The organism is Novosphingobium sp. YAF33, from assembly GCF_052113265.1.
Lineage (GTDB): Bacteria > Pseudomonadota > Alphaproteobacteria > Sphingomonadales > Sphingomonadaceae > Novosphingobium.
Genome location: NZ_JBFRCW010000005.1, coordinates 25404 through 44373, shown reverse-complemented (window position 1 = coordinate 44373; position 18970 = coordinate 25404). Strand labels below are relative to the sequence as shown.

General features: G+C 67.2%; 21 protein-coding genes. 5 read left to right on the top strand and 16 right to left on the bottom strand.

Annotated elements, in window-relative coordinates; all coding sequences use genetic code 11:
- Positions 1–14: 14 nt before the first annotated feature.
- From AB4Z00_RS11345 to AB4Z00_RS11330, 4 genes are all read right to left on the bottom strand, one after another.
- Positions 15–512, bottom strand: coding sequence for a hypothetical protein (locus AB4Z00_RS11345; RefSeq protein ID WP_442046001.1), 498 nt, complete (start codon positions 510–512; stop codon positions 15–17).
- A gap of 134 nt (positions 513–646) precedes the next feature.
- Entirely contained in the window at positions 647–868 is a 222-nt protein-coding gene (locus AB4Z00_RS11340; RefSeq protein ID WP_442046000.1) for a hypothetical protein, read from the bottom strand.
- A 70-nt stretch (positions 869–938) separates the two neighbouring features.
- Entirely contained in the window at positions 939–1847 is a 909-nt protein-coding gene (locus AB4Z00_RS11335; RefSeq protein WP_442045999.1) for an SDR family NAD(P)-dependent oxidoreductase, read from the bottom strand.
- Between the two features lie 82 nt (positions 1848–1929).
- Positions 1930–2829: a LysR substrate-binding domain-containing protein gene (locus tag AB4Z00_RS11330; RefSeq protein ID WP_442045998.1), complete on the bottom strand. Its 900-nt coding sequence runs from the start codon at positions 2827–2829 to the stop codon at positions 1930–1932.
- A gap of 169 nt (positions 2830–2998) precedes the next feature.
- On the opposite strand from AB4Z00_RS11330, the gene AB4Z00_RS11325 reads away from it, so the two are divergent.
- Together AB4Z00_RS11325 and AB4Z00_RS11320 are read left to right on the top strand one after the other, a co-directional pair.
- Positions 2999–3472, top strand: a complete 474-nt coding sequence (locus tag AB4Z00_RS11325) for an NUDIX domain-containing protein (RefSeq protein WP_442045997.1) — start codon at positions 2999–3001, stop codon at positions 3470–3472.
- Between the two features lie 47 nt (positions 3473–3519).
- Entirely contained in the window at positions 3520–4209 is a 690-nt protein-coding gene (locus AB4Z00_RS11320; RefSeq protein ID WP_442046213.1) for a hypothetical protein, read from the top strand.
- Positions 4210–4270: 61 nt separating this feature from the next.
- On the opposite strand, the gene AB4Z00_RS11315 is transcribed toward AB4Z00_RS11320, so the two are convergent.
- Together AB4Z00_RS11315 and AB4Z00_RS11310 are read right to left on the bottom strand one after the other, a co-directional pair.
- Positions 4271–4843: a ferritin-like domain-containing protein gene (locus tag AB4Z00_RS11315; protein ID WP_134094264.1), complete on the bottom strand. Its 573-nt coding sequence runs from the start codon at positions 4841–4843 to the stop codon at positions 4271–4273.
- Between the two features lie 72 nt (positions 4844–4915).
- Positions 4916–5134 carry a hypothetical protein gene (locus AB4Z00_RS11310; RefSeq protein WP_442045996.1) on the bottom strand — a complete coding sequence of 73 codons (219 nt, stop codon included), beginning with the start codon at positions 5132–5134 and terminating at the stop codon, positions 4916–4918.
- Between the two features lie 15 nt (positions 5135–5149).
- On the opposite strand from AB4Z00_RS11310, the gene AB4Z00_RS11305 reads away from it, so the two are divergent.
- The 3 genes from AB4Z00_RS11305 to AB4Z00_RS11295 are packed head-to-tail and all read left to right on the top strand — an operon-like array spanning position 5150 to position 7550.
- Entirely contained in the window at positions 5150–6343 is a 1194-nt protein-coding gene (locus tag AB4Z00_RS11305) for an aromatic ring-hydroxylating oxygenase subunit alpha (protein WP_442045995.1), read from the top strand.
- On the top strand, positions 6340–6705 hold the full coding sequence (locus tag AB4Z00_RS11300) for a hypothetical protein (RefSeq protein WP_442045994.1): 366 nt from the start codon (positions 6340–6342) through the stop codon (positions 6703–6705). Before AB4Z00_RS11305 ends, AB4Z00_RS11300 begins: the two co-directional genes overlap by 4 nt.
- Positions 6693–7550, top strand: a complete 858-nt coding sequence (locus AB4Z00_RS11295) for an SDR family NAD(P)-dependent oxidoreductase (protein WP_442045993.1) — start codon at positions 6693–6695, stop codon at positions 7548–7550. The genes AB4Z00_RS11300 and AB4Z00_RS11295 overlap by 13 nt, the downstream gene beginning before the upstream one ends.
- Here the strand turns inward: AB4Z00_RS11295 and AB4Z00_RS11290 are convergent.
- The 10 genes from AB4Z00_RS11290 to AB4Z00_RS11245 form a co-directional block, all read right to left on the bottom strand.
- Entirely contained in the window at positions 7547–9418 is a 1872-nt protein-coding gene (locus AB4Z00_RS11290) for a hypothetical protein (RefSeq protein WP_442045992.1), read from the bottom strand. The two genes, AB4Z00_RS11295 and AB4Z00_RS11290, sit on opposite strands and share 4 nt — an antisense overlap.
- Entirely contained in the window at positions 9415–10503 is a 1089-nt protein-coding gene (locus AB4Z00_RS11285; RefSeq protein ID WP_442045991.1) for a protein-glutamate methylesterase/protein-glutamine glutaminase, read from the bottom strand. Before AB4Z00_RS11285 ends, AB4Z00_RS11290 begins: the two co-directional genes overlap by 4 nt.
- A 4-nt stretch (positions 10504–10507) precedes the next feature.
- Positions 10508–11320: a CheR family methyltransferase gene (locus tag AB4Z00_RS11280; protein WP_442045990.1), complete on the bottom strand. Its 813-nt coding sequence runs from the start codon at positions 11318–11320 to the stop codon at positions 10508–10510.
- A gap of 130 nt (positions 11321–11450) precedes the next feature.
- Positions 11451–11924, bottom strand: coding sequence for a chemotaxis protein CheW (locus AB4Z00_RS11275; RefSeq protein WP_132267019.1), 474 nt, complete (start codon positions 11922–11924; stop codon positions 11451–11453).
- Positions 11921–13726: a methyl-accepting chemotaxis protein gene (locus tag AB4Z00_RS11270; protein WP_442045989.1), complete on the bottom strand. Its 1806-nt coding sequence runs from the start codon at positions 13724–13726 to the stop codon at positions 11921–11923. The genes AB4Z00_RS11275 and AB4Z00_RS11270 overlap by 4 nt, the downstream gene beginning before the upstream one ends.
- A gap of 71 nt (positions 13727–13797) precedes the next feature.
- On the bottom strand, positions 13798–15486 hold the full coding sequence (locus AB4Z00_RS11265) for a methyl-accepting chemotaxis protein (protein ID WP_442045988.1): 1689 nt from the start codon (positions 15484–15486) through the stop codon (positions 13798–13800).
- A 53-nt stretch (positions 15487–15539) separates the two neighbouring features.
- The gene (locus AB4Z00_RS11260; RefSeq protein WP_132267025.1) at positions 15540–16067 is read right to left on the bottom strand and encodes a chemotaxis protein CheW; all 528 of its coding nucleotides are present in this window, start codon (positions 16065–16067) and stop codon (positions 15540–15542) included.
- Between the two features lie 6 nt (positions 16068–16073).
- Entirely contained in the window at positions 16074–18101 is a 2028-nt protein-coding gene (locus AB4Z00_RS11255; RefSeq protein WP_442045987.1) for a chemotaxis protein CheA, read from the bottom strand.
- A complete protein-coding gene (locus tag AB4Z00_RS11250; protein ID WP_086492540.1) occupies positions 18098–18466 on the bottom strand; it encodes a response regulator in 369 nt (122 codons plus the stop codon). Before AB4Z00_RS11250 ends, AB4Z00_RS11255 begins: the two co-directional genes overlap by 4 nt.
- Positions 18463–18969: an STAS domain-containing protein gene (locus AB4Z00_RS11245; protein WP_442045986.1), complete on the bottom strand. Its 507-nt coding sequence runs from the start codon at positions 18967–18969 to the stop codon at positions 18463–18465. Before AB4Z00_RS11245 ends, AB4Z00_RS11250 begins: the two co-directional genes overlap by 4 nt.
- Between the last annotated feature and the right edge of the window lies 1 nt (position 18970).

The window sequence follows — 18970 nt, the reverse complement described above, 5'->3', positions numbered from 1 at the left end:
GACCTGCCGGAAGATCAGCCGATCAGCCAGGTTCCGTCCGGTTCCTTGTGCACCACATTGTTCCAGAGATAGCTCTCGCCGCTGTCTTCCGCCGTGAACAGGATGTCGAACCTGAACTCGTTGGCGGCGACGCGCTTCCAGTTCTGGATGCGGGTGACCGTGACGCATCCCGACATGTCGTGGTGGCGCATGCGCTTGGCCGGGGACATCGCGCCGGCCCAGCCGTTGAACATGGCGGTCCCGCGCGATCCGACGAATTTCTCGACCAGCCCTTGCGTGGCCCTGTCGTCCTGCACGCACATGAGGGTGGCGATGTAGGGGCGCAGGGTGGGCAGCGCTGCGGCCACGTCCGCCTTCAAGGCCGGAGGCGCCGAGGCCAGCGCCTTTTCGAGCGCCTGCACTTGTGCCTGCGCGGGCTGCGCGAGCAGCGGGGACCGCGCCGCGTCTGCCTGCGCCGGAAGGCCCGCAAGTCCGGCGATCATCAGCGTTGCCGCAAATCGAGTCTGTATCATTTCAAATTCCACCGTGGGGCCGATCCGAGCGGAAGCCGGTCGGTCGGTCGGTTTTCCATCGAGGCCCCGCTTTCCATCCAGGCGGACGCCCCGGCGGGCAGGTCGACGCGGATCGTCGCCCTGCCCGGCCTGCGTCAGATCCAGGTGCGACCGTCCGCACCGCCGCAGCCATAGGGCGGCAATTGGCTTTCGAAACGGGACTTCAGCTTGTGGCAACCCCAGGTCCGCAGCGGGCCCGGCATATAGCCGTTGAGAGCGATGCCCACTTCGTCATAGGGGCTCTCGGCCTGGGCGACATACATGTACCAGCGTCCGCCGAACATGACCGTAAACGCGACCAGCACGACGACGATCACTTGAACTACCTTCTGAATTTCCGTTCTCCTCAAGAGCTTAATGGGGGAAACATGGTCCGTTGGACCTAAATCAGGAAGCCTGCAAGGGGCTGGCCGCCAGAGGCCCGCGCGTATCGGCACGGGCTTCCGGCCATGCGGCCGCGATCCGCGGCCATACCGCGGCCAGATCCTCCGGCGTCGCGGCGGCGAGCGCGTTCAGGTCGCGGGGATAGGTCACGCCTGCCGCCTCACGGGCCTGCGTAGCGGTAAATTGACCGTTCGCGGCGCGCAGGACCCATCCGCTGGCGGTGCAATCGGGCGCCACGAGATAGAGCGCACCGGGCGCGACGGCGTCGGGCCGCAGTTCGTCCGGCTCGCCTTCGACGCCCCACATGCGGGTCTTGGCCACGGGCGAGATCACATTGGCGGTAATGCCGTAAGGCCGGCCTTCGTGGGCGAGCATATTGGCGATACCGATCGCCGCCATCTTGGCCGCGCCATAAGAGGCCAAGCCCGCCTGCGCATATTGCGGGTAGATCGCCCGATCGGACGTGGTGAGCAGGATGCGCCCGAACGCCGCTTCGCGCATGGCCGGCCAGGCCGCCTGCACCAGCCACAATGGCGCATCGACGCCGACCTGCATCATCCGCGCGTGGAAATCGGGCTCCAGTTCCTCGATCGGCTGGTAGCCCACCCACCCCGCGTTGTGGATGAGGATATCCAGCCGGCCGTGGACGCCTATCGCTTCGGCCACCAGATCACGGCAGGCCGCGCGGCTCGCCGTGTCGCCCGGTGCCGCGAAGACCGTTGCGCCGGCTTCCCGCAGCGCCCGCGTCGCAGCCTCCGCCACGGAAGGATCCCGGCCCGAACCATCCGCCAGCGTGCCGCTGTCCTGCAGGATGACGGTCGCTCCGCGCGCGGCCAGGCCCTTTGCATAAGCAAGGCCCAGCCCGCGTCCGGCGCCGGTCACCAAAGCTACTCGTCCGGAAAAATCGATCATGCCTGTCCTCGTTCGCGGCCGAAATGGCGGGCAGGCACGGCCCGGTCCAATATCGATGACAGGCCGCCGTGATAGGCGCAGGCTATCGAAGCAGCGCGGCCTCCAGTCGGGAGGTCGCTGCCGGGACGCTGCCTTCGGGACGGCAGAGCAGAAGATCGAAGCGCGCGGTGTCCCCGGCAATCGGGAAATAGGCGATTTCGGCGGCGCGCACCTGCCGCATGCTGGCCGGCACGATCGCCACGCCCGCCTCCACCGCGACCAGCGAAAGCACGGCATGCATGCTGTGCGCCTCCTGCTCCACTTGCGGCGCGAAGCCCTGCTCGCCGCACAAGTTCACGACCTGGTCATGGAAGCCCGGCCCTTCGCTTCGCGGCCAGCATACGAAGGGCTCGTGGACGAGACGGGAGACACTGACGGCGTCGCCGCCTGCCAGCGGATGACCGACCGGCAGGGCGATCGCCAGCCTGTCCTCGTCGAAAGAGGCCGTGCGCAGTCCGGCAAGGTCGAACAGCGGCGGAACCACGATCCCCAGATCGAGCGTGCCCTCTCTCAGCGCGCGAACCTGGGCGACCGTGGTCATCTCATGCAGGTCCACCCGCAGATCGGGGCAGGCCCTGCGAAAGGCGCGCAGGGCGGCGGGCAAACGTCCGTACATGGYGCTGCCGACATAGCCGAGCCGCACTTTGCCGCGCTTGCCTTCCGCGGTGTCGCGCGTGAGCGCCAGCGCTTCTTCCGCCGCCCGCATCAGCCGCCTGGCCTGCTCCAGCATGACCAGCCCCGCAGGCGTCAGTCGCACGGTCTTGCGGCCGCGCTCGATGAGCGTGGCGCCGACTTCCTCCTCCAGCCGCCGGATCGCTGCCGTCAGCGGCGGCTGCGACATGCCGAGCCGGGTGGCCGCCCGCGTGAAATGCAGTTCCTCCGCAACGGCCACGAATTGCCGCAAGAGGCGCAGATCCATGCGGGGCGGTTCGTATCCTGCCATGTTCGCCCATCATCCTTTCACCGAACGATCGGGCGCGATAGTCGGCCTGGGGCGAATTGGCGACCTTGCAATCGCGCGGGACGGCCGGAATGCGGCAATCCCGCTTGCCGGGCGGGCGGCGCTGGTCCACTTTCGACATGCGGCCGGACACCGCCTCCTGGGAGTTTTCATGGCGCTGCATCATCGGCTTCTCGGCAAGGCGGCGCGGATCGTCTGGAAAGTGACCAGGCCCCGGACCATCGGCGTCCGCGCCGTCCTGCTGGACCGGGACGACCGTGTCGCCTTGGTGCGGCACACTTATATGGATCAGTGGTACCTGCCGGGCGGCGGGGTGAAGAAGGGAGAGAGCGTGGAGGCGGCCCTGCTGCGCGAACTAGAAGAGGAAGTGGCGATCTCCCGCCCCGCGATCGAACGCATACTGGGCGTCTACCACAGCCGGGGCGAGGGCAAGGACGATCACATCGTCATCTACGTCGCCCGTACTCCGCACGGAAGCGCGGACGGCCTGAAGCGCAACGATACGGCCGAGATCGCCCAGGCAGGCTGGTTCGCGCTGGACGGCCTGCCGACCACGACTTCCCCCGCAACCTTGCGCCGGATCGCGGAATATCGCCAAGGTGCGCTGGGCGGCGGCACCTGGTAGACAGCTTGCGCTTGACGGCGATGGCCGTGGATGATGGAATCGCCGCCGTGAACGACAGCGCCCCGGATTCCGATTCCACACCCGACCCCAAGGCTAGCGCCGCAGCCGAAGCCCGTGCCAACGAGGCCGCCGCGATCCGGCGCCGCTGGATAACACTGGGCGAAGTGCTGACAGTGATCGCCGTCACCATTTCCGGCCTGACTCTATGGAACAGCTGGAGCCAGCGCAGCGAAACCGAGGCGTCCAAAAGCGCCGATGCCCGCCGCGCGTCGACACAGGCGGCGACACTCGTGCTCGTGTCGTCAGGCTCCGGCGGCGATCAGATCGCGCTCAGGCCCGCCTTTGCCGACCAGTCCGTCCAGAGCCAGCGCCTCGCCTTCCCCTCGCCGCTCGGCATCTCGCCTGCGGAAACCACGGGAGAGCCCCGGATCGAGGCTTCCTGGTTCGAGCGGGCGCTGAAGAAGGCCCGAAACGAAGCCCACCTGCCCGATGACAGCCGAGGCGACGAACGGCTGCCCGTGGCCATCACCACGCGCTTCCTGGTGGACGGCACCGCGCACGAGGACGTGGCGATCTACGATGTCGGGTACAGCATCTCCGGCCACTGGCTGGGCGGCCACAGCATCACCTTGCGCGGCGTGTCGCTGGTCTCGCGGGTGAGCGCGCGCGGTGCGCAGGCCACACTGGACGCGCGCTGGACCCGGTTGCTGCCCGCGAAAGAGACCGCCGGCAAATAGCGCCGGCCGGGCGACGCCCCCGCGCCTACCCCGGCCGTGACAGCCCGGATCCGGCGAGGTGTCAGCCCTTCAGGAACGGCTGGCCTTCGTGCGCCACGAGCAGGTCGTGCATGTCGGCCGCGTGATCTTCTTCGTCGGCCAGGATGTGCTCCAGCATGATGCGCGTCGTGGGATCCTTGTCGCCGAAATAGCGGATCAGCTCCTGATAGTGCTCGATCACCAGCCGTTCCGCGATCAGGTTCTGCTTGATCATCTCCACGAGATTTCCGCCGTCGCCATATTCCGTCGCCGAGCGCGACGCGAGGCCCTCTGGGTTCAGGTTCGGCTCGCCGCCCAACTGATCGATGCGGTTTGCCGCCATCAGCATGTGGTCGTGCTCGCTCTTGGCGTGTTCCTCGAACTCGGCCGCGACGCTCTTCGAAGTGATGCCGTCGGCCGCGATGGCGTGCATCTGGTAGCGCAGGACGCAGACGAGTTCCGTTGCCACCACTGTCTGCAGCAGCTCGATCGTCTTTTCGACATCGCCCTGGTAGCTGGGCATCACCGCCCCGTCGTCCAGCGACTTGCGGGCACGGGCCCGCAGGGTTTCCACGTCGGTCAGAAAGGCGCTGCGGTCCTGGGTGGTCTTCGTCATGGTCGTTTCCTCGCTAGGGATTGTTGGCGTTGCAATGGTTGCGCAGGCGCGCTTGTTCCCCGCGAACGACTCTCAAGACGCATCGCCCGGAAAGCCCGCTTTTGCTGCGGGTCCGACCGGCTTTCTCCCCAACGCGCCGGGCGGCACCACCCGCGCCCCTGATCCTGTGACGATGACCCCAGGCGCCGGAAAGAACTTCGCCATGACGATCATCGGACCGTGATCGGCCATTTTTACAACAGGTCTGTTGGAAATATAAAATACCCCCGGTACACCCGCGATCATCCGCAACGAGAGGATCGCTCCGTGCCTGACGCCGCTTCGAGTTTTCAGCGCATCCCACCCGATGAACTGGCATGGCTGGGCACCGGGCCGATCCCGGCGCGGGCCTATCACGATCCCGCCTACTTCGAGCTGGAACGCCAGGCGGTGTTCCTCAAGAGCTGGATCCATGTGGCGCATGTCTGCGAATTGCCGGAACCGGGCTGCTTCGTGCGCCGCGATCTGGAATTTGCGAGAGCCTCCCTCCTGATCGCGCGCGGCAGGGACGGCGTGCTGCGGGCATTCCACAATGTCTGCACGCACCGCGGGACGCAGCTGGTGGAGGAGGCGTCGGGCCGCCAGTCGAAATTCACCTGCCCCTACCATATGTGGACTTACGGAGCTGACGGCGCGCTGCTGTCCGCGCCGGACTTCGAGGCTTTCCATCTCGACAAGCCCGCCTGCGCGCTTCCCCGCGTCGCGCTTCAGGAATGCGGCGGCATGCTCTTCGTCAATTTCGATCCGGCTGCGCCGCCCCTGCGCGCATGGCTCGGCGCCTATGCCGAACGGCTGGAGCAGATGCCGGCGGCGCGGGCCACGACCTTCAGCCAATACTCCTACGAGATCGACGCCAACTGGAAGCTGACGTACGACAACTTCCAGGAAAACTACCACTTGCGGTTCATCCACCCCCGCTCCGGCGGCGCCGGGATCGGCGGCGACAATCCCTTCGGATACCCGGCCAGCCTGGGCTTCGACGGTCCGCACCGCACCCAGCGTATCTGGTCCAACCCCGCGCCGGATCTCAAGCCCTTCCAGCGCGCCGCCGCGATGCGGGGCCTTCCCGCCGTGGCCGAACAGGGCTTGCTCGACCTGCCCTTCGGTCGCGACTACCTGGCGTTCTTCCCCAACCTCTTCGTCATCGGCACGCCCACGCAGCCCTTCTCGCACACGGTCTACCCGATCTCGGCCGACCGCTCCCGCGGCGTCGTGCGGCTCTACTGGGTGGGCGAGGACGGGAACGCCAGCACCCGCTTCGCCCGCGAATATGCCCTGGCGCAATTGCGCGACATCCACTGCGAGGACATCGCGATGATCGAACGCGGGCAGAAGGGCCTGGCCAGCGGTGCGCTGGACCATATCCATTTCCAGAGCATGGAAGCGCTCTGCCGCCATCTCTTCAATGAAGTGGACTCCCGCGTTCAGGCCCATGCCCGTTTGCGGGGAGAGAGGCCATGAACCAGGCGTCATCCCTGCCCGACGGCTTCACCGCGCTGGAGCCGTTCGTTGCGCAATGGGGCTTGTCCGGCACCGCGAGGCGGGCGGCGCAGCGCACGGCATCGAGCCCGGAGGCCCGCGAAGCCTTCTTCGAGGCGGCAAGCCCGCTGCTGGAGGCCGCGCTCACCTGGCTCGACGACCGGGACCTCGCCACCCTGGCCCCCGCCGGGCGGCAGTTGATGGACCTGATGCTGTCGCTCGGCCATGTCGCCCTGGCGGTGGAGATCCAGGGACCGGACGAAGTGAAAAGTGCCGTCTGGCGAGACCGGATGCGGATCGATCGCTCCACGGCGGATCAGGGGATTTCATCATGTTCGAACTGAGCGGCAAGACGATCTTCATCACCGGCGGCGGTGGCGGCATCGGCGGCGGAATGGCCCGGGCCTTCGCCGAACGCGGCGCCCGTATCGTGCTGGCCGACCTGAGCCCGGACTTCGCGCAGGAAGAAGCGGAAACGCTGCCACCGGGCACCGAAGTCCTGATCGTGAAGCTGGACGTCCGCCATCCCGATAGCTGGCAAAGGGCCAAGGAGGCCGTGGCAAAGCGCTTCGGGGAGGTCGACGTGCTCTGCAACAACGCCGGCATCTCCACGGGCTTCGGCCCGCTGCTGGACGTGACCCCGGAAGCCTTCGAGAATGTCATGGCGATCAACGTCGCCGGGGTCTTCAACGGCACCAGAACCTTTGCGCCGGAAATGGTGGCCCGGCGCGCAGGGCATATCGTCAATACCTCGTCGATGAACGGTCTCACGCCATTCGGCAGTTTCGCGGCCTATTCGGCCAGCAAGTTCGCCGTACTGGGGCTGTCGGACGCGCTGCGTGAGGAACTGGCGCCGGCCGGCGTCGGGGTCTCCACCCTGTTCCCCGGCCTCACGCGCAGCCGGATGGCGCAGCACGATGCGGCCGCCAGCGCCGCCGACGATCCCGAACGCGCCGCGATGATCGAGGCCAACATGATGGATCCGCTCTGGCTTGGCCGCGCCGTGGTGAAAGCCGTGCAGAACGACGAGGCCTATATCGTCACGCACCCCGCCTATCGCGACAGCCTGGCCGCGCGCCAGCAGCGCATCCTCGCGGCCTTCGGCGAACCCGCGCAGCCTGGCTACCGCCACGGCGCCTCCGCGACCCGTGCCCCGGCGGCGGCCAGCTCTGGGATCGGCGGTTCCTAGAACAGACCGTCGTCGAAATCGTCGTCATCGAGGGCGAGGTCGAACGGATCGGCGGCAGGGGCCGTATCCGCCTCGCCGCCCGGCTGCAAGGCGCGGTGTATTTCGCGCTCACGGGCCATCGTATAGCGCGATCCGATCGCGCCCAGCAGCTGGCCGAGCGCTTCCGCACCGTCCTCTGGCATGTCGTCCGCCTCCCGGCCGAGCAGGGCAAGCCGCTCCGCAATCGCCGCGAGCGGACCGCCGACCTCGGCCTCGCAATCGATCCTGCCGGTGGTTTCCTCCAGGATGGCGGTCACGGAAACCGCACCCTCATCGAGTTCCGAGAGGCCGGAGCGCATGCGCTCTCCGCCATCGCGGATGCAATCCAGCGATTCCGCCAGTGCCGCCCCGGCGTCGACCGGCGCATCCTCCTCGGAGCCACGAATGACGCCGGCCGCGGCGGTCAGTCCGTCGAAGGACTGCGCGATGCCCAGGGCGATCGTCGCCAGCGTGGCCGCGAAGCCGCGGATCTCGGAAGCGATAACGGCAAGGCCCCGCCCTTCCTCGCCCATGCGGTAGCAGCGCAAGTCGGTGTTCCAGGCCATCTGCTGGACTTCGCCTGTGATGCGGTGGACGGTCGCCAATCGCTGCGCGAGGTTTTCCGCCGTCGTCGAGGCCAGGCTGCTCAGGCGGCTGGAGCGGGCATCGGCCTCGCGCAAGCGCTCGGTGACAGTCGCCACTTCGGCCACGCTGCGTTCAAGCCGGTGAAGGAACACGCCCTCACCCCCACCTGCGCGCCCATCTGCACCGTCGCCCGAACCGTCATCGGTCTCGCGCAGTTCGAGCAGGCTGGCCGCGCTCGGTCCGATCCCGCGCAGGCTGGTGGCGAGCAGGCGCGATTCCCGCTGGAACGTGTCCAGCGTATCGAGCGTCTGCGCCGAAAGCAGGGCCAAGGCATGATCCGCCACCGTTCCGGCGACCTCTGCGGAAAGCGCGCCCGGCGCGGCCATGAAGGCACTCACATCGTGGAGCCCGTCGGCCAGATGTTCCAGTCTCTGCCGCGTGCTGTCGCCTACCTGCAACGCGCCCAGGGCCGTGCCGACTTGCGCGCGGATATGGCGGGCCACTTCGGCGATCCGCAAGGCGCGTTCCGCCAGCTCCAGCTGATGCTGCTGGAGAGCGACGGCATCGGCGGACAGCTTGCGGGGGATATGCGGTATCACCAGCGCGCATTCGCCGGCCAGCTGGCGTTCGACCTCGAACATCGCCGGCACCGCTTCCGACAGCCAGCCGATCTCCTTCGAAAGACCCTCCATCTCGGTTTCGCCGAGGTCCAGCTTGACGAACATGGTATCGGCGAACCCGGAGAAGTCTCCCGCTCCCGCCGCCGCGACCTTGATGTTGAGGCCGCAGATGCGCAGGAAGCTGAGGGTGCGGTTGACCTGATCGATCTGGTTGGCCAGCGCCGCGCTGGCGCGCTCGATCGACACCAGCGCCTCCTTCCGCGCGGCCTGGATCGCGGGCAGGCGCGTCAGCCGGTCGGCCGTGCCGCGCATATTGCCCACGGCGGCATCGGCGGCATCGCGCTCGAAGGCATTGGTCACGCTTTCCAGCGCACCGATCAGGCCTTCGACGATCTCGTAGGCACGGGCAAGCGCCGTGCCCGCCGCCACGAAGCGCGCATCGAGGCCGCCCGCGATCCTGGCAATGGCCTCGGCCAGTTCGCCAAGCGAAGCACCGGACACGACGGGGGCAACCGGGCCATCGGGCGAGAGAACGACAGGGTTCACGCCCCCGTGGAGATCGGCCTCGCCCGGTTCGTCCAGAGCCGGTTCGGGGAAATAAGCGCTATCGATCATCGGCCAGCCATGTTCTTCCATCGTCATCATCGGTTGGTTGCCGCAAGCAGTTCGCGGGCGATGGCGCCAAGCGGCACCACCCGGTCCGCGGCGCCGCGCGCGATGGCTTCCTTGGGCATGCCGAACACGATCGAGGTCGCCTCGTCCTGCGCGAATGTGCGGGCGCCGGCCTGCTTCATTTCCAGCAGGCCCCGCGCGCCGTCGTCGCCCATGCCGGTCATGATGACGCCCACCGCGTTCGATCCGGCCGAGCGCGCGGCGGAGCGGAACAGCACGTCCACGGAAGGGCGATGGCGGGAGACCAGCGGACCGTCCTTGACCGCGACGTGGTAGCGCGCGCCCTGCCGCTCCAGCATCAGGTGCTTGCCGCCCGGCGCGATCAGCACATGGCCGCGCAGCACGGGATCGCCGTCCACGGCTTCCTTCACGTCCACTTCGCAAAGACCGTTGAGACGCTTGGCGAAAGCGCGGGTGAAGTTCTCCGGCATGTGCTGGACCACGACGACACCCGGCGCATTGGCGGGGAGCGCCTCCAGCACTTCGCGCAGCGCCTCGGTGCCGCCGGTGGAGGCGCCCAGGCAGACCACCATCTCGGTCGTGCGGCTCATCGCCCGGCCGCTCGGCGGCGGCAGCACGGCATCGGCGGTCAACTTCTTCTGGGGCGCTTCGGGCTTCGCCTCACGAACGGCAGACCGGCCGCGAACGCGAGCGCGGGAGGCGCCTTTCACCACGTCGCGGATCTGGAGATTGTGCTCGGCCAGATGGTCGGCCACGCCGATGCGCGGCTTCAGGATCACGTCCACGGCGCCCGCTTCCATCGCCTGGAGCAGCGTTTCGGAGCCTTCTTCGGTCAGCGAGGAGCACATGACCACGGGCACCGGACACTGCGACATCAGCTTGCGCAGGAAAGTGATGCCATCCATGCGCGGCATTTCCACGTCCAGCGTGATGACGTCGGGCACTTCCTCCTGGATGCGCCGCGCGGCGCTGAAGGGATCGGGGGCGGAGCCGATCACCTCGATCTCCGGATCTTCCTGGAGGATCGCGGTCATCGTCTGGCGCACGCTGGCGGAATCGTCGATGACGAGAACGCGGATCTTCTTGCCCGTGACCATTGCCTCAGCCCTTCCGGAACACGGTATTGGCCACCTGCGTCAGCGGCAGGTCGTGCCCGGTGATCGATTCCGAATGACCCAGGAACAAATGTCCACCCGGCTTCAGGCAATCGACCAGTTGGGACACGACCTTGCGCTGCGTCGGCTTGTCGAAATAGATCAGCACGTTGCGGCAGAACACCAGGTGCATCGGCTCGCCCACCGGATAGCGATCGTCCATCAGGTTGAGCCGGGCAAAGCCGATCGCGCTGCGCAGTGCGGGCACCATGCGCACGTCGTTCCGGGCCGGATCGCGCGGGAACATCACATATTTGCGCTGGAGAGCTTCCGGCACCGGATCGACGAGTTCCGCCGGATAGATGCCGGCACGCGCGGCTTCGAGCACGTCGGTATCGAGGTCGGTCGCCAGGATGCCGTAGTCCGGCCCGCCCTGGGTCTCGGCATGATCGTCCAGCACCATGGCCAGGGTGTAGGGTTCCGGCCCGGTCGAGCAGGCTGCGCTCCAGGCGCGGATTGAGCGCACGCCGCGCGCGGTCATCTCCGGCAGGATGACCTTGCTCAGGTAATCGAAATGGCCGGGCTCGCGGAAGAAGTCGGTCTTGTTGGTGGTGACCGCGTTGATCAGCGAGAGCCCTTCCTGCGCCAGGTTTTCACCAGCGAAGATGTAATCGCAGTAGTCGTCGAGCGTGCGCGACCCGCTTGCCCGCTGGCGGCGGCGCAGGCGGCCTTCGAGCATGGTCTTCTTGCTCTCGGGCATCTTGATGCCGGAATATTCGTAGATGTAGGCCGCCAGCCGCGCAAAATTGCGCTTGCTCATCGGGTCGCTGCCATGGTGCCCTGCGGCGAGGGCACTGGACGAAGTGCGATTGGCCAAGGCTGTCGTTTGCGCGGTTGCGGTCATCTGCGCGGCTCCGGAATTCGAATTGAGGGTCAGGCAGCGAAAGACGTCAGGCAGCGAACGACAGGCGCGAGGCTTCCTCGGCCGAGAAGATGCGCGGCATGTCCACCAGCACGGTGAAGCCCTCTTCGCGCTTCACCACCCCGCCGATATATTCGGACGGCCAGCGCACGCCGACATCGGGCGCGCCGCCCATCTGGTCCGCCCGGAAGCTGGTGACCTCGATCACCCGGTCCACCACCAGCCCCAGCACCAGCACGCGGTCCTCCAGCGGAATGTCCACCACGAGGATGCGCGTCGCCGGGGTCGGCTCCGTCTGCGGCAGGCCCAGCCGCAGGCGGAAGTCGATCGTGGTCACGCCTTCGCCGCGCATGTCGGTGAGGCCGAGCAGGTAGTCCGGCCCGCCCGGAATGCGGAAGGTTTCGCGGTAGTCCAGGATCTCGCGGACCAGTGTCACCGGCACCGCGAAGATCTCCGCTCCCAGGCCGAAGGTAACGGCCTGGATCTCCTGGACGTCGCTCATGCCGCGTGCATCCCGAAGGCGTCGTCGTGATCGTCCGGCCCGCCCATGGCGAGGTCGAGCGCGAAGCCGTTGGTGCGGGCCTGGCCATTGGCGGCCGCAGGGCGCTTCGCGGGCGCCTTCACCGCCGTCTTGATCAATGCGGAGATCGAGCTTGGCTTGCGGGCCGGGGCGGCGGCACGGGGCGCCTTGCCGGCATCGTCGACGCGGAAGTAGGCGATGGAGGCCTGGAGTTCCTCGGCCTGGGCCGCCAGTTCTTCCGATGTTGCGGAAATTTCTTCCGAGGCTCCGGCGTTCTGCTGGGTGACCTGGTCGAGCTGCTGGATCGCCTGGTTGATCTGGCCCGCGCCGATGTCCTGTTCGCGGCAGGCAGCGCTGATTTCCGAGATCAGTTCGGCGGTGCGGCGAATATCGGGCACCAACTTGGAGAGCATCTCGCCCGCTTCGGTGGCGGCATCGACGGTATTGGACGAAACGGCACCGATTTCGGCGGCCGCGCCCTGGCTGCGTTCGGCCAGCTTGCGCACTTCCGAAGCGACGACGGCGAAGCCGCGGCCATGTTCGCCCGCGCGCGCCGCCTCGACAGCCGCATTGAGCGCGAGCAGGTCGGTCTGGCGGGCGATTTCCTGCACGATGCCGATCTTCTCGGCAATCGTGCGCATGGCGCCTACCGCACGGTCGACTGCGATGCCGCTGGCTTCGGCGTCCTGGGCCGACTGGCGCGCGATCTTCTCGGTCTGGGCGGCGTTCTCGGCGTTCTGCTTGATGTTGGCCGACATCTCTTCCATCGAGGCGGAGGCCTGCTCTGCCGCAGCGGCCTGCTCGGTGGCGCCCTGCGAGACCTGTTCGGAAGTCGAGGAGAGTTCCTGGCTGCCGCTGGCGACATTGTTGGCCGCCACGGTGGCATCGCCCACCACGCCGCGCAAGCGCTCGATCATGCGGACGAGCGCATGGCCCAGCTTGTCCTGTTCCGACAGGGGCTTGTGGCTGACGGTCAGGTCGCCGTCGGCGATCTTGTCGGCCAGGACGGCGCTGACGCGCAAGTTCGCGGTCATCTTGTTGACGGTGTCGACAAGGTCCTTGATCTCGTCGTTCGAGGTCACTTCCACGTCGTTGTCGAGGTCGCCGATGGCCACCGCATTGATCGCAGTGCCGACCCGGCCGAGACCGCGCGAGACGATCAGCGAGATCCACACCGCGCCCACGAGCGCGCCGATGAAGGCGACGGCGGCGACGGTCAGCAGCGTGGCCCGTGCCGAGGCATAGAGCGCGTCGGTTTCCTTATCGACCTTCCCCATGTCTTCACGGGCGCGGGCGACGAGGTCCTCGGTCAGCTTGGTGACGCGGTCCAGGGAATCGCGGGCGCTGCCCAGCGCCAGCACGGCGGCTTCGTCGTTCTGACCGGCCCGGGCCATTGCCCTGATGCGGGCGTCCAGTGGCTTGAAGGTCTCGTACGAGGTGCGCATTTCGCGCCAGGCCTGCTTGGTTTCGGCCTGGGCATTCGCCTCGCCTTCTTCCAGCAGCCGATCGAATTCGGTCATCGAGCGGCTGGCCTTGTCGTCGAATTCCTTCACCAGCTCCGGGTCGTTCGTCATCGTCATGTTGCGCTCATTGCGCGCCAGCGTGCCGAACACGACCTGGACCTGCTGCGCGCGGTCGAGGCGGGCGGCCGGGCCGCTGATGAGGTCGGTGATGGCGGTGTTGAGAGTGCCGAGGCGCGTCAGGCTGACGCCGACGACGACTGCAAGCAGGATCAGGATGATGGCGAAGGTCACGCCCAGTTTCATCTTTATGGTAGCGCGCATGGCAATGGGAATCCTGGAAGGCGGATTGGGGGGAAAGTCGGTAATCTGAAGTGGATTGGTCGGCGGGGCCGTCAGGCCGCGTGGGTGCTGAACGCCTCGTCCTCGCTGTCGGGACCGCCGGTGGAGAGATCGAGCGCAAAGCCGCGGGCGCGGGCCTGCTGGTCGGCCACCGAAAGCGCGCGCGGCGGCCGGGCCGGTGCCCTGCGCGGCGCGGCTGCCGCCTGGACCGCCTGACGGACCGCCACCGGCGCGGCCTTGCGGCGATTGGCGTGATCGGAGACGCGGAAGTAAGCGATCGAAGCCTGAAGCTCCTCGGCCTGCGCGGCCAGTTCCTCGGAAGTCGTCGAGATCTGTTCGGAAGCGCCGGCGTTCTGCTGGGTCACCTGGTCGAGCTGCTGGATCGCCTCGTTGATCTGGGAGGCACCGATATCCTGTTCGCGGCAGGCGACGCTGATTTCCGAGACCAGTTCGGCCGTGCGGCGGATGTCAGGCACCAGCTTGGAAAGCATCTCGCCCGCCTCGGCCGCCGCCTGCACGGTCTCGGTGGAAACCGCGCCGATCTCCGCTGCCGCGTGCTGGCTGCGTTCGGCCAGCTTGCGCACTTCGGATGCGACCACGGCAAAGCCCCGACCATGCTCACCGGCACGCGCCGCTTCCACGGCCGCGTTAAGCGCCAGAAGGTCGGTCTGACGGGCGATTTCCTGAACGATGCCGATCTTCTCGGCAATCGTGCGCATGGCGCCGACCGCGCGGTTCACGGCAACGCCGCTGCTTTCCGCATCCTTGGAGGACTGACGCGCGATCTTCTCGGTCTGCGCGGCATTGTCGGCGTTCTGCTTGATGTTGGCGGCCATCTCTTCCATCGAGGCCGAAGCCTGCTCGGCAGCGGCGGCCTGTTCGGTGGCGCCTTGCGAGACCTGCTCGGAATTGGCCGAAAGCTCCTGGCTTCCCGCCGAGACGTTCTCGGCAGCCACGGTGGCATCCCCGACCACGCCGCGCAGGCGCTCGATCATGGTGTTCACATGGCCCAGCAGATCGCCGATCTCGTCGTTGGACCTGACTTCGGCGGTGCGGGTAAGGTCACCGTCGGCCACCTGGCGCATGGCATCGCCCGCCGCCTTCAGTCCGCGCGAGATCACCAGTCCCAGATAGGCCGCGGCGATCACGGTGATCAGCACGGCTGCAAGCCCCATGCCGATCATCAGCGAACGGGCCGCGCCATACGTCACTTCGGTGTCGTCGTCGGCCTTCGCCATCGTCCGCTGCTCGACCTGGACCAGGCCTTCGACGGTCTTGGTCACGGCCTGGACCCGATCGCGCGATTCGCCCATGGTCAGCGCAGCGGCGGCAGCCTTGTCGCGGCTGCTGAGGTCGCTCACCTGCTGGTTCACCGGCTTGAACGCGGTCCACTGCTCGCGAAGCTGCGCCCAGGCGCTGCGCGTCTCGCCCGAGGCGGCGGTGTTGCCCTGTTCCACTTCCTGGTCGACCCGGTCTCGCGTGGTGGCAATGCGCGTTTCCAGCTCGCGGCGCTCCACCGCATCCTCGGTGAGGACCAGGTTCTTCTCGGCGCGCACCATCATGCTCACGCCGCTGTCGATGGCGCGGGCGCGGTCGAGCTGCCGCGCGGGGCCTGTCACCAGGTTGCCGACAGCGTCGTTAAGCGTGGTGAGGCGGGAAACGCCGACCACGATAGTCGCCGTCATGATGATCAGCAGGAGCCCGAAGGTCCCCCAAAGCTTCAGCTTGATGGTTGCGCGCATGGTGGCTCCGCGGTTTGTCGGCGCGGCCGATCGGCTCGGTTGATCGGCTGGGCTCAATGGACGGTGGACGGCTGGCTGGCGGCATCGGTGCCGCCGACCAGCGAGTGGAAAATCGCGGCCAGATCGGGCAGGACGACCACGCCGTCCTGCCGGCGAACCAGCTCGCGAACGAAATCGCGGCGCCAGCGCATGCCGACGGCGGGCGGTTCCTCGCTGGCGGCGCGCTGCAGCGTCGCCACTTCGTGAACCTTGTCGGTGCGAATGCCGATCTGGAACGTTTCGCCCCCGGCATCCGTCTCGACTTGCGTCTCGATCACGACGATGCGGCTGTCGACGGTCGCTTCGGCCGCCGGCATGGCGAAGGCCAGCCGAAGGTCGGCGATCGGGATGATCTTGCCGCGAAAGTTGACGACACTGCCCAGCAGCGGCGCCGCGCCGGGGACGCGGGTTTCCGGCAGAAGGTCCAGGATTTCGCGGACCAGGGTGGCTTCCAGCGCGAAAGTCTCAGCGCCCAGATTGAAGGTCAGCACTTCGAGATTGCCCTCGGCATCCCACTGCGTGGCGGTTGGTTGTGCGCTCATGGGTGCTTATCCGGCGGCGCGAAGCCGCTCCTCCTGGTTCTGGCCGAGCATGACGAGCTGCGCGACGTCGAGGATCAGCGCGACACCGCCGTCGCCCAGGATCGTGGCGCCCGCGAACGTCGCCACGTCGCGGTGCAGCGGCGACATGGATTTGATGACCGTCTGGTGGCTGCCGATGATCTGGTCCACCACCAGGCCGACACGCTCGGTGCCGGTGGCGATGACGACGATCTTCTGGTGCGGATCGGGCCGCGTGCCGGTGTCGAAGATCTCGCGCAGGCGCAGGAACGGCACCAGCCGGTCGCGCAAGGTGATGAAGCTGCGACCGCGCGAGCGCAGGTCTTCCTCAAGACTGAGTTCGAGGCATTCCTCCACCGCGCCCAGCGGGATCACGTAGCGGCCCTCGCCCACGCGGACAAGCAGCCCGTCGATGATCGCCAGCGTCAGCGGAATGCGCAGCACCACGGTAGAGCCCTCGCCGGGCGCCGAGGTGATGTCGATGGCGCCGCGCAGGCTTTCGATCGTGCGCTTCACCACGTCCATGCCGACGCCGCGCCCCGAAAGGTTGGTCACTTGCGCCGCCGTGGAGAAGCCCGGGTGGAAGATCATCTGCAACAGATCGTGATCGGACACCTGCTGGCCGGGCTGGATCAGCCCTTGCGTTTCCGCCTTGGCGCGCACGCGGGCGCGGTCGATACCGCGTCCATCGTCGCGGATGGTGATGAGCACTTCGCCGCCCGCCTGATGGGCGGAAAGGCGAACCTGTCCGGCCGCAGGCTTGCCGGCGGCAAGGCGATCCTCGGGGGTTTCCAGCCCGTGATCGCAGGCGTTGCGGATCAGGTGGACCATCGGATCGGCCAGACGCTCGATCATGGTCTTGTCGACTTCGGTGGTCTCGCCTTCGGTCGAAAGCTCGATGGTCTTGCCGGTTTCGCGCGCAAGATCGTGGACTAGGCGGCGGAAGCGGCTGAACAGGCTGGCAACGGGCACCATGCGCAGCACCATCATGGTATCGCGCAATTCGCCGGCAAGCCGTTCGATTTCTTCGGAAATCGAGCGAAGCGCCAGTTCGTTGCCGACTGCCGAACCCTGCCCGCTGGCAAGCTGCGACAAGCGGCTCTGCACGATCACGAGTTCGCCCACGCGGTCCATCAGCTCGTCCAGCCGCTCGGCCGGAACGCGCACGCTTTCACCAGCGGGCTTGGCGCTCGGGTTGCCGCTCGGGTTGGCGCCGGCACGGTTCGCTGGACCGTCCTGCGCGGTGGCAGGCGCCTCCACGACAGGCATTTCCTCGACGATTTCGGGCGCAGCCTCGGCGCCCTCGTCACCAAGCGGCTCGACGGTCAATTCCATGTCATCCATCACGAAGATGAAGACGTCATCGATATCGTCACGCGAGATGTCGCCGCGCAGTTCGACGTCCCAGCCGATGTGGCATTCGGTCGGAACCAGTTCGGCAAGTGGCGGCACCGTATCGGTGCGCGCGACGATCTTGCATTCACCCAGTTCGCGCAGCTCGTCGAGCAGCATCAACGGGTTGGTGCCATTCGCCATGGCGTCGGCGGGAAGCCGGAAGAACAGGCGCCAGCCGCCGCACGCGACCTGCTTCGGTTGCGCCGTCGGCGCGGCAGAAGCAGCAGGAGCGGATGCTTCGCCCCCGGCCGCGTCGATCGCTGCCTGAAGCTGCTGCAGGATTGCCGCACCAGCGCTCTCCAACCCCGTGCCGTCGCCCTCGATCAGCGCGCGCATATGGTCGCGCGCGGAAAGGATCACCGCCACCAGTTCCTGCGTCGCGGGGGCCAGCCCCTTGCGCACGCGGTCGAACGCGGTCTCGCAGTGGTGGGTGAAATCGGCCAGCGCGTCGAAGCCGAACATCGCGCCGGATCCCTTGAGCGTGTGCAGCCCCCGGAACACTTCATCGATCAGCGCGCGGTCGTCCAGCCGGTGGCCAAGGTCGAGCAAGCCGTGCTCGATCTGGTCCAGCAGTTCGCCCGCCTCGACGCGGAACGCCGCGACCGGGTCCTGCGTGCTCACCGGCCCAGCACCTTGCGCGAAACCTTGATGAGCTGTTCAGGCACGAAGGGCTTCACCAGCCAGCCGGTGGCGCCGGCCGCCTTGGCCTGCTGCTTCATGGCATCGTCGCTCTCGGTGGTGAGGAAGATGATCGGCACGCCGGCCTGTTCGGGCGCCTTGCGCAGTTCGCGGATCATCGTCAGCCCGTCCATATTGGGCATGTTGAGGTCGGTGATGATCAGGTCGAACCGCTTCGCACCGGCCGCGGCAAGGCCCTCGACGCCGTCGCCGGCTTCGGTGACGTCGTATCCCGCGCCGGTCAGCGCGATGCGGATCGCCATGCGCAGGCTGGGGGAATCGTCGACGGTGAGGATAGAGGCAGTCATTGCGGCAGTTCTCCGTGGAACCAGAATTCGATGTCCGGGGGGGTAAGGTCCGTCAGGAAGCCCGCGCGTTCGAGCAGGGCGGCAACGGCGCCGCTGGCGGGCTGCGTCAGCCGCAGATCGCGGCCCGCACGCGCCCATTGTCCGCGCGCAGAGTAAATAATCTCGATGAAAGCAAGATCGACTTCGGCCAGTGAAGACAGATCAAGATCGACGTCCTGATCTTCTTCAAGCTTCGCGCGGAGAACTGCCACGAATTGGTGAGCGGATCGAACCGTCACCGAATCCGGAACTACCATGGCGTGGCGCATCACTTCCTCTGGGATTTCGCCAAATGCGTGAGCCGCTTCGGCGCGAACGGGGGGATGCTTTGTTTTTAGAGGAAATCCGGCACAAATGGACTTTCCCAGCCGATTTTTTTGCGCCTGAAGCCGCAACGAAGCCTGGCCGTAATTCTTCCCGAACACATCCCTTCGTGCGTGGCCGACGGCGATACCGGCCGACATG